General features: G+C 71.1%; 11 protein-coding genes. All 11 read left to right on the top strand.

The window, feature by feature from the left end; all coding sequences use genetic code 11:
• Positions 1-347: 347 nt before the first annotated feature.
• The 11 genes from ABZX40_RS03725 (at position 348) to ABZX40_RS03675 (ending at position 12,375) form a co-directional block, all read left to right on the top strand.
• Positions 348-1,031, top strand: coding sequence for a GntR family transcriptional regulator (locus tag ABZX40_RS03725; RefSeq protein WP_355731278.1), 684 nt, complete (start codon positions 348-350; stop codon positions 1,029-1,031).
• Between the two features lie 580 nt (positions 1,032-1,611).
• Positions 1,612-2,835 (top strand): amino acid ABC transporter substrate-binding protein, encoded by a 1,224-nt coding sequence (locus ABZX40_RS03720; protein ID WP_355731279.1) that lies wholly within the window; start codon positions 1,612-1,614, stop codon positions 2,833-2,835.
• A 35-nt stretch (positions 2,836-2,870) separates the two neighbouring features.
• Positions 2,871-3,719 carry a branched-chain amino acid ABC transporter permease gene (locus ABZX40_RS03715; RefSeq protein WP_355731281.1) on the top strand — a complete coding sequence of 283 codons (849 nt, stop codon included), beginning with the start codon at positions 2,871-2,873 and terminating at the stop codon, positions 3,717-3,719.
• A complete protein-coding gene (locus ABZX40_RS03710; protein ID WP_355731283.1) occupies positions 3,716-5,548 on the top strand; it encodes a branched-chain amino acid ABC transporter ATP-binding protein/permease in 1,833 nt (610 codons plus the stop codon). The genes ABZX40_RS03715 and ABZX40_RS03710 overlap by 4 nt, the downstream gene beginning before the upstream one ends.
• Positions 5,545-6,294, top strand: coding sequence for an ABC transporter ATP-binding protein (locus ABZX40_RS03705; RefSeq protein WP_355731285.1), 750 nt, complete (start codon positions 5,545-5,547; stop codon positions 6,292-6,294). The genes ABZX40_RS03710 and ABZX40_RS03705 overlap by 4 nt, the downstream gene beginning before the upstream one ends.
• Positions 6,291-7,199: an NAD(P)-dependent oxidoreductase gene (locus ABZX40_RS03700; protein WP_355731287.1), complete on the top strand. Its 909-nt coding sequence runs from the start codon at positions 6,291-6,293 to the stop codon at positions 7,197-7,199. Before ABZX40_RS03705 ends, ABZX40_RS03700 begins: the two co-directional genes overlap by 4 nt.
• Before the next feature lie 61 nt (positions 7,200-7,260).
• Positions 7,261-8,361 carry a hypothetical protein gene (locus tag ABZX40_RS03695; protein ID WP_355731289.1) on the top strand — a complete coding sequence of 367 codons (1,101 nt, stop codon included), beginning with the start codon at positions 7,261-7,263 and terminating at the stop codon, positions 8,359-8,361.
• A gap of 66 nt (positions 8,362-8,427) precedes the next feature.
• Positions 8,428-9,624: a DUF5624 domain-containing protein gene (locus ABZX40_RS03690; RefSeq protein ID WP_355731290.1), complete on the top strand. Its 1,197-nt coding sequence runs from the start codon at positions 8,428-8,430 to the stop codon at positions 9,622-9,624.
• Between the two features lie 18 nt (positions 9,625-9,642).
• Positions 9,643-10,458, top strand: a complete 816-nt coding sequence (locus ABZX40_RS03685; RefSeq protein ID WP_355731291.1) for an aldolase/citrate lyase family protein — start codon at positions 9,643-9,645, stop codon at positions 10,456-10,458.
• 33 nt (positions 10,459-10,491) lie between these two features.
• Entirely contained in the window at positions 10,492-11,367 is an 876-nt protein-coding gene (locus ABZX40_RS03680) for an amidohydrolase family protein (RefSeq protein WP_355731293.1), read from the top strand.
• Positions 11,368-11,559: 192 nt separating this feature from the next.
• Positions 11,560-12,375, top strand: a complete 816-nt coding sequence (locus ABZX40_RS03675; protein ID WP_355731295.1) for a sulfotransferase — start codon at positions 11,560-11,562, stop codon at positions 12,373-12,375.
• The last annotated feature ends 38 nt before the right edge of the window (positions 12,376-12,413 follow it).

Raw genomic sequence — 12,413 nt, 5'->3', positions numbered from 1 at the left:
CGATGCGAGCCGGGCCCCTTCCCCGACGCCCTCCCCACCGACCGGCTCACACCCCTCCGGCTGATCAGTGACGGCCCTTGCGCCGACCCGCGAAGGCTCTGCGCGCCGACCGGCCGCTGCCCGGCGAGGCCCCTTCCGCCAACGGTTCTCCCACCGACCGGCTGACGCCCCTCCCCGCGACCGGCGCCCAGGCCCGTCCGCCAAGAGCGCGTCGCCCACAGCCCCCGGCCACCCCTGCCACACGCCCCGCCGACGGGCCCGCCCCCACCCTCCGCGCACCGCGCCACGTGGCACTCAGTGACCCCCGCGTATTGCGGGCGCCACTGAATACAATGTATACGTTAGTCATGCTGTCATCCGGTGGCTCTGCCGAGGAGCGTCCAGGGATCCACAATCAGGCCGAGGTCGCCTACCGCAGGCTGCGTGAGCGGCTGGTGGATGGGCACTACCGGCCCGGGGACCGGCTGACCGAGCTGGGTCTGTGCAAAGACCTGGAGATGAGCCGCACGCCGGTCCGTGAGGCGCTGCGCCGGCTCCAGAGCGACGGACTGGTCTCGTCGACCGGCAGGGGAGTGGTCGTCAGCTCCCTCACCCCCCAGGAGATGATGCACGCCATGCAGTTGCAGGGCGCGCTGGACGCGTTGGCCGCCAAGCTGGCGGCGACCGCGCAGCGTGACGGCCGGCTCTCCCCGGCCCAGCTCACGGAGCTGAAGTCCGCGGCGCACGCCGTGGAGGAGCGTGCCGGGGCGGGCGACCCGACCGGCGCCTGGCACGCCAACCTGGCCTTCCACATGCTGCTCGCCCGGCTGGCCGGCAACCCTCTGCTCACCGACGCGCTGGACCGTATCTGGGCCCGCTTCGCGGTGGGCAGTCTGGCCAACATCAACCGCCGTACCGATCTCACCCCGCGCGATCACGACGCGATCCTCAGCGCCATTCTCGACGGTGATCCGGAACGGGCCGAGGCGGCGGCGGCCGAGCATGTGCACCAGGCCGTGGTGATGTACTCCCATGAGCACTCGGCCATGTGAGTCCCTGTTGAGGCGGGGAGCGGAGAAGGGGCGGCCCAAGCCGCCCCTTTCATGTTTCCCGGCACGCACCCTCCGCCTCAGCCCTCCGCCTCGCCCTTCCGTCTCACCCCTCCGCCTCGCACGTCCCCCTCACCCGCCGCGCGTCCACCGCCGCCGGATCCTCCCCCTACCGTCCCCCCTGCCCTCCCCCCCCCGCTGGCCGATCCGCGCCCTTGCGCGACGCGCCCGAAAGCGCCTCGTGCCCAAGGGTTTCCCAGGGTTACCGCTAGGTAGAGAATTTCCCTCCAGATCCTCTGCGCGATGTCTTGCCGACCCTTCATGTGCAATGTATACATTGCACATGAAGGCGAGGGCGCCCGCAGCTCCCCGCCGTCTAGGGCGCCACCAGCGCCCCCGGGGATCCCTGCGCAGCGCCTGGGACAGGCACTGACCGGACCGATCACCGGCCCCGACCGACGCGCCGCCACGCCGGACGTCGCCGCCCCAACCCCACCGGGGCTGAGCCGCTCACCACTGCACCAGACCGAGGGGCTGTCCTAGCACACCATCAGAACCTGTCACCGAACTGAAGGTGGGTCTCATGCCAGGAATCGGCCGACGCGGACGGCGCTACGCCGCCCTCAGCACCGCTGCTCTCCTGATGGCCACCGCCGCCGCGTGCGGCTCGGGCTCCGGCTCGACGAACGGCCCCATCACCATCGGCATCTCACTGCCGCTCTCCGGCCCCGTGGCCGACGCCTCCAAACCCGCCTACGAGGGCTACAAAGTCTGGGTCGAGCAGGTCAACGCCGACGGCGGACTGCTGGGCCGCCAGGTGGAACTGAAGGTCCTGGACGACGGATTCGACCAGAACACCGTCGTCAGCAACTACAACCGGCTGATCAGCCAGGACCGGGTCGACCTGCTGCTCGGCACGTTCTCCTCCAAGCTCAACCTGCCCGCCTCCTCGGTCGCCGAGCGCCACAAGATGCTCTACGTCGAACCCTCCGGCGGTGCCGAGGAGATCTTCACCCGGGGCTACGAGTACCTCTTCTTCGCCCAGCCCAGCACCTCCCTGGACCTGCCCGAGCAGTTCGTGAACTACATCGCGTCCCTGCCGGAGGACGAGCGGCCCAAGACCGCCGCCTATCCCACCCAGGACGACCCGAACACCGATGTCACCATCGAGCAGTTCCGCGAGCGCCTGACCGAGCTGGGCGTGGAGTCCGTCTACGCCGAGAAGTACGCGCCGGAGACGGTCAACTTCGACCCCATCGCCAGCGCCATCGCCCGCGAGGAGCCCGACCTGGTCGTGCACGGCGCGGTCGCCGCCAATGACGGCGCCGGACTCGTCAAGGCCCTCCAGAAGCAGGACTTCAGCCCGGACATGATGTTCCAGACCAACGCCCCCAGCCTGGTCGGGTCCTACCCGCAGGCCGTCGGCGAGGCCAACACCGAGGGCATCTTCACCACCACCGCGTGGAGCCCCAAGTCGACCTACCAGGGCAACGCCGAGTTCGTGAAGGACTACACCGAGTCCTACGGCTCCGCGCCCACCGACGACGCCGCCAACGCGTTCACCGCCGGCCAGGTCCTCCAGGCCGCCGTGGAGCAGGTCGGCAGCCTCGACCAGACCGCACTGGCCGACTGGCTGCACTCGCACCCGGTGTCCACCATCGTCGGCAGCCTGCGCTGGGACGAACGCGGCGTTCCCGAGGGGGACATGCTGCTCGCCCAGTGGCAGAAGGGCAACCTGGAGTTCGTCCTCCCGGAGAGCCAGAAGACCGTGACCGAGGCGGTCAACCCCAAGCCGGGGTGGTCGTAGTGTCAATGTTCTTTCAAGCGCTCATCCTGGGGCTCTTGATCGGCGGGGTGTACTCCCTGGCGGCCTCCGGCATGAACCTCGTCTTCGGGGTCATGCGGGTGGTCAACATCGCCCAGGGCAGCATGCTCATCCTCAGCGCGTACCTCACCTACTCGCTGTGGGACGCCACCGGCATCGACCCGCTGCTGCTGACGGTGGTCACCACCCCGTCACTGCTGCTGGTCGGCTGGGTCACCTACTACATCTTCATCGAGCGGTCCCGCACCACCGACCCGTCCATGGCCCTGGTCACCACCTTCGGCCTGGCCCTGGTCGTCAAGGGCATCATCGCCCTGATCTGGGGCAACGCCCCGCACTCGGTGACCCCCGGCTATGCCAACGAGTCCTTCGCCGTCTTCGGGATGCGCTTCCCGCAGGCCCAGGTCTACTCCTGGCTGGTGGCCGCCGTCGTCCTGGCCGGACTGTATCTGCTGCTGCGCCGCACCTGGATGGGCCGCTCCATCCAGGCCGCCGCCTCCAGCTCCGAAGGGGCCCGCCTGATCGGCATCGAGGTCCGCAAGACCTGGGCCGCCGCCTACGCCATCGGCGTGGCGGCGGCCGGGGCCGGCGGCTCCCTGCTGAGCGTGCTCTACCCGTTCATGCCCAGCTCCTCCGACCACTGGATCGGCCTCACCCTGTCGATCATCGTGCTCGGCGGTATGGGCAGCCTCGCGGGCAGCGTCCTCGGCGCCCTGATCATCGCCGTCGCCGAGTCACTGACCTCCACCTATGTCTCGCCCGACTGGGCCGTGGCGGTGCCCTACATCGCCATCATCGTCGTACTCGTCGCCCGCCCGCAGGGCCTGCTCGGGACACGACTGCGAGAGGACATGAGCCGCGCATGAGCATCACCCGACTGAAGGTCGCGGGCATCGGCGCCGCCGGCGTGGCGCTCGCCCTCCTCCCCGTCGTGTCCGACAACGCCTACTGGCAGAACATGGCCATCATGGCGTTCCTGCTGGCCATCATGGCCTCCGGCTGGAACATCATCTCCGGCTACGCGGGCTACATCTCCCTCGGCCAGAGCGCGTTCCTCGGTCTGGGCGCCTACACCACCGCCCTGATCTCCATCCACACCGGCGTCAACCCCCTGGTCGCCGCCCCCGTGGGCGGTGTGGTGGCGGCGCTGGCGGCCATGCTGCTGGGACTTGTCGGCCGCCGTACCCGCGGCGCCGCGTTCGTCATCATCAGCTTCGCGTTCCTGGAGTTCACGGCCCTGCTGACGGCCAACTGGTCCTCCCTCACCAACGGCAACCACGGACTCAACCTGCCGTTGCCCACCTGGGACCGGGCCTTCATGAACTGGCCGTTCTACTACTACCTGCTGATCCTGCTGGGTCTGACCATCCTCGGCTCCTGGGCGATCCGCCGCTCCCGCTTCGGCATCGGCCTGATGGCCATCCGCGACGACGAGTCCAAGGCCGACGGCATCGGGGTGCGCACCGACCGCTACAAGATGTTCGCGTTCGCCGCGAGCGCCTTCCCCATCGGGGTCGCGGGCGGTGTCTACGCCTACTACATCGCCTTCCTCGAACCGGCGTCGATGTTCGACATCGTCATCGCCATGCAGATCGTGCTCGCCGCCCACCTCGGCGGGGTCGGCACCCTGTGGGGCCCGGTGCTGGGCGCCTTCATGCTGGAGCCGCTCAACCAGTTCACCAACCAGAGCCTGTCCGGCCCCGACGCCGGCTCCTGGCGCCTGATCATCTACGGTGCCCTGCTCGCCGCGATCGTGCTGTTCTTCCCGCGCGGTGTCCTCACCGAGGGCGTCGAGTGGTTCGCCCGGCTGCGCCGCACCGGACCCAAGGCACTGGCCGGGGCCCGGCTCACCACCGCCCCCGACGTCCTGCCGCCCACGGCACTCACCCCGCGCACCGGCCCGCCCGCTGACGACGGCCCGCTGCTGAGGGTGGAGGGACTGAGCAAGTCCTTCGGCGGGGTCAAGGCGGTCGACGACTGCTCGTTCACCGTCCGGCGCGGCTCCATCACCGGACTGATCGGGCCCAACGGCTCCGGCAAGACCACGGTGTTCAACCTCCTCGACGGCAGTCTCGCCGCCGACAGCGGCACGATCCACCTCGGCGACACCCGCCTGGACGGCACCCCCCGCTGGCTCCACGCCCACCACGGGCTCGCCCGCACCTTCCAGGCCACCCGGATCTTCCCGCACCTGACCGCGCTGGAGAACCTCGCCGTCCCCAGCCGCACCTTCTCCACCGCACAGCTCGCCGACTCCGCCATCAGCGGAAAGACCGCCGCCCGCGCCCGGGAATGGCTGGACTTCGTCGGCATGGGCGAGTACGCCGAGCACCAGGTGGGCGATCTCTCCTTCGGCCAGCAGAAGCTGATCGAACTCGCCCAGGCCCTGATGCTGGAACCCGAGGTGCTGCTCCTCGACGAACCCGCGGCCGGGATCAACCCGACCCTCATCGAGCGCCTCGCCGACATCATCCGCAAGCTCAACGCCGCCGGCACCACCGTGCTGATCGTCGAGCACAACATGCCGCTGGTGCTGTCGCTGTGCGACCACATCCATGTCCTCGCCCAGGGCCATGTCATCGCCAGCGGCCCGCCCCGGCAGATCGAACAGGACCCGGCGGTGCTGGAGGCCTACCTCGGCGACCACGCACCGGGCACGGCCGGCAGCCACGCCGCCACGGGAGTTGACGCATGATCACCATGACCGGACTGGTCGCCGGCTACGGAAAGGCCGGTGACATCCTGCGGGGCGTCGAGTTCACCGCCCCCGCCGGCGACATCACCTGCATCGTCGGCCCCAACGGGGCGGGCAAGTCCACCGTGCTGAAGGTGTGCAGCGGACTGCTCAACCCGCGCTCCGGACAGGTGCGCATCGGCGACGACGACATCAGCCGCCGCAGCCCCGGCGACATCCTGCGCCAGGGCGTCGCCCAGGTGCCCCAGCACCACGGGCTGTTCCCCACCATGACGGTCCGCGAGAACGTCATGCTCGGCGCCTACACCCGGCGCCGCGAGAAGGAGCGCAACCGCCGCCGCTACGAGGAGATCACCCAGATCTTCCCGCTGGTCGCCGAACGCGCCGGGGACAAGGCCGCCTCCCTCTCCGGGGGCCAGCGCCGCACCGTGGAGTTCGCCCGCGCCCTGATGCTCAGCCCCAGGGTGGTGCTGCTCGACGAACCCACCCTGGGGCTGGACCCCAAGGCGTGCGCGCAGCTCGGCGACTCCATCCGGTCGCTGCGCGACTCCGACGTCACCGTCCTGATGGTCGAGCAGAACGTACGGTTCGGCCTGGCCCTCGCCGAGCACGCGGTGGTGATGGAGAGCGGCCGGGTGCTGCACACCGGCAACGCCGACGACCTGCTCGCCGACCCGGACATGGCCCAGCTGTTCTTCGGCGCCGCCCCCAAGGGCACCGCTCCCCAGGGCAGTGAGCCGTCATGAGCCCGCCGACCCGGATCGGACTGGCCGGCGGCGGCCCCCTCACCCTCCCCGTCGCCCGGCGTCTCCTCGCCGCCGGGCACCGGCTCACCGCCTGTGTCCCGTCCTGGGTCGATGCCAAGCACCTGGAGGAGGCGGGCGCCGATCTCGTCACCCGGCCCGAGCATCTGGCCGACTGCGAAGTGATCGTCACCGGCCACGCCGACAGCGCGGTCAAGGACCGGTTCTATCTCGCCACCGACGGACTGCTCCCGGCGCTGCCCCCCGGCAGGCTGCTGATCGACCACAGCCTGCTGGACCCGGACCAGGCCCGCGCGCTCGCCCGGCACGCCGCCCGGTACGGCGCGTCCTTCCTGGACGTGCCGCTCACCGGCGGCACCCAGAAGGCCCGCCTCGGCCGCCTCACCGCGGTCGTCGGCGGGCCCACCGACCAGTTCGAACGCGCCCGGCCGGTGCTCGCCGCGTACTGCGACGACATCGTCCACCTCGGGCCGGTCGGCGCCGCGACCGAACTCCAGCTCATCAGCCATCTGCTGACCGGGCTGCACGCCACGGCCGCCGCCGAGGCCGCCGCCCTCATCGCCCGGCTCGGGCTGCCGCCCAAGGTGAGCAAGCAGATCCTGATGGCCGCGCCGGGCGCCAGCACCATGCTCGACCACTGTCTGCCCGCCGCCCTCACCAGCAGCGAGGCGGCCGGCGGGGCGACCATCGGTGCCCTCGCCGAGACCCAGGCCCTCGTCGCGGACCTCGCCGCGCGTCTCGACGTACCCCTGAGACTGCTGCCCGCGGCCCGGAGCCAGAGCGCCGCCCTCATCCGGCGCGGCGCCGGGGGGCACGACCTGTCCCAGCTGGCCCGCGCCTACGACCGCGAGGCCCGCCTCAGCGCACCGCACCCACCCCCGCGGTGACCTCCACCGCCCCCTCTGACCCCACCTCCTCGCAGGCCGCCCCAACGGAGACAGATCCGCCGTGACCCGATCCCATCTCACCCCCCTCCAGGACATCCCCGCCTCCGGCGCCCGCGCCGTCCACCGGCTGACCGTCGGCGACCTCGAACTCCTCGCCGTCCCGCAACTCGCCTACGACGTCCCGGGCACCCCCGCCCATATGAACGGCGGGGACAGCGACACCGAACTGCTCCTGCTGCGCCGCGACGGCGACCGCTTCACCCCCTGGGGCAGCCTCACCGCCCCCGGCGGCGAGGACGCCGAGCCCTTCACCATCGACGGGCGCACCTTCCTCGCCGTCGCCAGCATCCGTAGCGGCGCCGGCCCCTACGACTTCAAGGTGCCCTCCGTCGTCCACGAATGGACCGGCGACGGCTTCACCCCCTTCCAGGCGTTCGACGGCTTCGCCGCCAAGCAGTGGCGCCACTTCACCGTCGACGGCCGGCACTTCCTCGCCCTCGCCCAGGGCGTCGCCCTGCCGCACACCAAGGACGACAACCGGCCCTCCGTCCTCTACACCTGGGACGGCACCCGCTTCGTCCACTTCCAGGACATCCCCTCCCAGTGGGGCTACAACTGGCACTCCTTCACCGTCGCCGGGCACACCTTCCTCGCCCACGCCGACCACATCGGCCCCAGCGTCCTCTACCGCTGGGACGGCACCCGGTTCACCCCCCACCAGGACCTCGTCCCCTCCGGGGGCCGCGCCTTCACCACCTTCGACGCCCCCGACGGCACCGGCACCCATCTCGCCGTCGCCCGCATCGACGAGGCGTCCCAGGTACTGCGCTGGGACCCCGCCGCCGACGCCTTCACCGAGCACCAGCTCCTGGACGGGCCCGGCGGACGCGAACTCGCCCTCGTGCGCACCGACCGGGGCCTGTATCTGATCCGGGTCAACTTCATCCACGGCACCCCGGCCGACCCCACCGCCGCCCTGAACTCCCAGGTCTACCGCTGGGAGATGGGCCGGCTGGAACTCGTCGAGGAGTTCGCCACCACCGGCGGCACCGACCTGGAGGTCCTGGACAGCCCCGAGGGCCCGCTCGTCGTCCAGAGCAACGCCCTGAGCGCCGACCTCAGATTTTCCGCCGACGTACGCGTCTACCGCTTCACGGACTGATGCCCCGCCCCCCGTTCCCGGTGACCACCGACCCGGCAGCCCACGGCGTGGCCAAGGAGAGTTGAGATGTCCGACCACGAGAGCCCCGAGCTCGTCGATCTGTTCCTGGCGTACACCGCCGGCCCCGACTCCATCGGCGCCCATCTGCGCGCCAGCGCCGCCCGCGGGCGCTCCCACGACCCTTTGCTCGTGGTGACCGGAGCCGATATGGCGCTGTACCCGGGCGACGGCACCCCACCCACCGTGCTGCCGTACCGGCTGAGCAACCGGGGCTTCAAGGAACTGGCCGCCGTCTCCCATCTCGGCACCGCGCTGGCCTCCCTGGTCGAGCTGTACCGCCGCGAACCCGACGGGGTGTGGCGCCGGGACGCCGAACTGCTGCTGCGCCGCACCCGCGAGGCCCGCGCCGCCAACAGCCCCGCCCTGTGGCGCGACCGGATCGCCGCCGCCGCCCTGCGCGGCCGGGAGGAGTCCATCGCGGTCATGGTCGACTACGCCTGCGCCATCACCGAGCGCTATCTGCTGCGCGCCCTCGCCGAACCGGCCCGCCAGCTCACCCACCAGACGCTGCGGGAGACCTATCTGGAGGACGGCCACCCCGAGGTGCCGGTGTCCTTCAACCGCATCATGGTCGCCACGTTCTTCCTGGTCGGCCTGGACACCTCGCACCGGCTGATCAGCTGGCTGGACGAGCAGGGCATCGACTGGGCCCGCGCCATGGTGGTCGTCGTCGGCCAGATCGGGCGCCCCACCGCCGGGGTCACCTGGCGCACCAACAGCGTCGCCGGGATGGTCCTCGCCGCCTCCCGCGGCAAGCTCCCGCTCAGCCATCTCTACATCGCCCCGCACGCCCCCGGGTTCGCCACCCCCGTCGACGGCGATCTGCGCGAGGTCCGGGCCGTCGAGGAGCAGTTGCGGCAGCTGTGGGCGGGCACCCGGGTCACCGTCGAACTCGGCGGTGCCATGTTCGACGGCTACCCCGCCTTCGACCCCGGCGACGAGATCTCCGGCCCGCACACCGTCACCGACAGCGGTGCCGTGGTCAGCGAACAGCCCGCCATCCGCTCCGCCGACGACTGGCTCTCCCTGGTCACCCGGCTGCGCCTGGTCATGGAGGACCCCCGCCAGCTGCTCTCCGGCGCCGTCACCGACTACGCCGCCCAGCAGCTCATCGCCCAGGACAACGACCCGTCGGCCGTCGTGGTCCCGGGCCTCGACAACGAGCCCTACCCCGCCTTCGGCACCGCCTCCGCGGCGGCCTGACCCGCAGGAGACCCGACGATGACCCACCCCCCGCAACCTCCGGCGCACAATGAGTTCCTGGCGCGGCTGCACAGGGGCGAACCCGCCCTGATGATGACCGTGCGCACCGCCCGCACCGCGGACACCCTCCAGATCGCCGCCAGCACCGGGCACCACGCGGTGATGGTGGACCTGGAGCACTCCACCATGTCCACCGACACCGCCGCCCAGTTGTGCGCGCTCGCCGGGACCCTGGGCCTGACCGCGCTGGTCCGGGTCCCGGAACGGGAGTACGGCATGATCGGGCGGCTCCTCGACGGCGGCGCCCACGGCATCGTCGCCCCGCGGGTGGAGAGCGCCGAGGAGGCCCGGCAGATCGTCGGCGCCTGCCGGTTCCCGCCGCGCGGCCAGCGCTCCCAGACCAACATGGTTCCCCAGCTGGGCATGCGGCCCACCCCGGCCACCACCATGAACCCCGCCGCCGACGCGGCCACCATCGTGCAGATCCTGCTGGAGACACCCCGGGGCATCGCCGCCGCCGACGACATCGCCGCCCTCGACGGGGTGGACATGCTGGCCCTCGGCGCCAATGACTTCACCGCCGAACTGGGCGTCCCCGGCCGCTACGACGACCCGCGCGTCCGTGACGCCGTGGCCCGGCTCACCGACGCCTGCCGCCGCCACGGCAAGCTGATGGTCCTCGGGGGCATCGGCGACCAGAAGCTCATGGACGACCTGGTGCCGCTCGGGGTGTGCCCGGTGCGCATGACCGGCACCGACACGGCCCTGCTGTACGAGTCCGCGCAGACCCGCGCCCGCCAGGCCCTGGACGCGTTCGCCGCCGCCCGCCCGTAGCCGCCGCCACCGCACAGAGAGCGAGACCGACCCATGGCCACCGACCTCCCCCGGCCCACCCCCGTCCGCGCCGCCGACACCCTCACCAAGCCGGTGTTCGAGGTGCCCCCGAACAGCTGCGACACCCACTTCCATGTCTTCGAACCCGGCTACCCGGTGGGACCGAGCCCCCTCTACCACTTCCCGGACGGCACCCTCCAGCAGTATCTGAAGGCCATGGAGTGGCTGGGCGTCGAGCGCTTCGTGCTGGTCCAGCCCACCTACTACGGCAATGACAACAGCCTGCTCGTCGATGTCCTCAAGGCGGCCGGACCGCGCTGCCGGGGTGTGGTCCGTATCGACGACGACACCACCGACGCCCAGCTCGACACCTACCACGACCTCGGGGTCCGGGCGATCCGCCTGGACCTCTTCGCCCGCGCCTCCTGGGCCCTGCCCGACCTCATCGCCTACATCCGGGCGATGGCGGAGCGGGCCCGGCCGCGCGGCTGGCACCTCCAGTTCTACACACCCGGCACCGTCGTCCGTGATCTGCTGCCGTTCTTCGCGGACTTCGAGGACACCTATGTCATCGACCACATGGGCTATATGAAGGAGTCCGACGGGCTGACCGAGGACGACTACGCCAAGCTGGTCCGCGTCCTCGACCACGGCAGCTGCTACATCAAGCTGTCCGGCGCCTACCGGGTCGCCGGGAACAAGCCGCTGTCCTCCGTCGCCCCGCTCGGCCGGGCCCTGGTCGCCGCCCGCCCGGACCGGCTGGTGTGGGGCTCGGACTGGCCCCATCTCACGGACGGCGGCCGGGACACGGGGGAGTACCTCAACCTCCTCGCCGACTGGGCCCCCGACCCCGCCGACCGCCACCGCATCCTGGTCGAGTCCCCGGAGCGGCTCTTCTACACCGACTGACCGGCACCCGCCCCACGCAGGCGTGATGCCCGAACACCCCGCCCCGTTCCGCCCTTCACGCGATCTCCACGAGGGTCTCAGGAAACTCTCATCCGTGACCCATGGCGTAACCATGCCGGGCTCACAGTAAGGTCAAAGTCATCTGGGGGAAGGTGAGGCTTCAAGCAACCGGGGGGTCGAGGGAGGCAGGACATGACAGTGGTGGGCCCGCAGGTGCGCCGGGTGGCGCGTGGGGTGAAGCGGCGGATACGGAGATGGTCCGTGCCGCCCGTGCCCGAGTCGGCCCACCGGCTGGTGCCGGACCCCGTGTTCGTCCTGTCCTCCGTGCGCTCCGGCTCCACCCTGCTCAGGGTGCTGCTCAACAGCCACCCGCAGATCCGCGCCCCCCACGAGATGCATCTGCGCACCCTGTCGATCGACCTCACCAAGCCCTACACGGTCAAGGCGATGAAACAGCTGGGGCTCGACGAGCGGGAGCTGGAGTATCTGCTGTGGGACCGGATCATGCACCGGGAACTCCTGCGCAGCGGCAAGAAGGTCATCGTCGACAAGACCCCCGGCAACGCCGCCGTGTGGGAGCGGTTGCAGGAGGGCTGGCCCGGGGCCCGCTACATCTTCCTGCTGCGCCACCCCGCCTCCATGGTCAGCTCCCTGATCAACAACCGGCCCGACCGCGATCTGAACGCCACCGTGCGCGAGGTGCGCGGCTATGTCGAGGCCGTCGAGGCGGCCCGCGTGGCCCTGCCCGGCCTCACGGTCCGCTACGAGGATCTGACCGAGCGCCCCGAGCAGGTCACCCGCGAGATCTGCGCCTTCGTCGGGGTGCCCTGGACGGCCCGGATGCTCGACTACCGCAAGGGCGACCACGGCCCGTTCGTGCCGTTCATCGGTGACTGGAGCGACAACATCAAGTCGGGGAAGATCCAGAAGGCCCGGCCGCTGCCGGACGCCGAGGACGTGCCCGCGCCGCTGCGCGAGATCGGCCGCGCCTGGGGGTACCCGTGTTGACCGGACCGGACGACCCCGACTGTCGATGTACCTGCCCG

The sequence above is a fragment of the Streptomyces sp. NPDC004610 genome (genome assembly GCF_040609715.1).
Classification (GTDB): domain Bacteria; phylum Actinomycetota; class Actinomycetes; order Streptomycetales; family Streptomycetaceae; genus Streptomyces.
This window is presented reverse-complemented; position numbering and strand designations above follow the sequence as displayed.

Bases quoted from the DNA above. Each gene is read 5' to 3' on its own strand.
- ABZX40_RS03725 (WP_355731278.1), top strand. From the start codon at position 348: ATGCTGTCATCCGGTGGCTCTGCCGAGGAGCGTCCAGGGATCCACAAT.
- ABZX40_RS03720 (WP_355731279.1), top strand. From the start codon at position 1,612: ATGCCAGGAATCGGCCGACGCGGACGGCGCTACGCCGCCCTCAGCACC.
- ABZX40_RS03710 (WP_355731283.1), top strand. From the start codon at position 3,716: ATGAGCATCACCCGACTGAAGGTCGCGGGCATCGGCGCCGCCGGCGTG.
- ABZX40_RS03705 (WP_355731285.1), top strand. From the start codon at position 5,545: ATGATCACCATGACCGGACTGGTCGCCGGCTACGGAAAGGCCGGTGAC.
- ABZX40_RS03700 (WP_355731287.1), top strand. From the start codon at position 6,291: ATGAGCCCGCCGACCCGGATCGGACTGGCCGGCGGCGGCCCCCTCACC.
- ABZX40_RS03690 (WP_355731290.1), top strand. From the start codon at position 8,428: ATGTCCGACCACGAGAGCCCCGAGCTCGTCGATCTGTTCCTGGCGTAC.
- ABZX40_RS03685 (WP_355731291.1), top strand. From the start codon at position 9,643: ATGACCCACCCCCCGCAACCTCCGGCGCACAATGAGTTCCTGGCGCGG.
- ABZX40_RS03680 (WP_355731293.1), top strand. From the start codon at position 10,492: ATGGCCACCGACCTCCCCCGGCCCACCCCCGTCCGCGCCGCCGACACC.
- ABZX40_RS03675 (WP_355731295.1), top strand. From the start codon at position 11,560: ATGACAGTGGTGGGCCCGCAGGTGCGCCGGGTGGCGCGTGGGGTGAAG.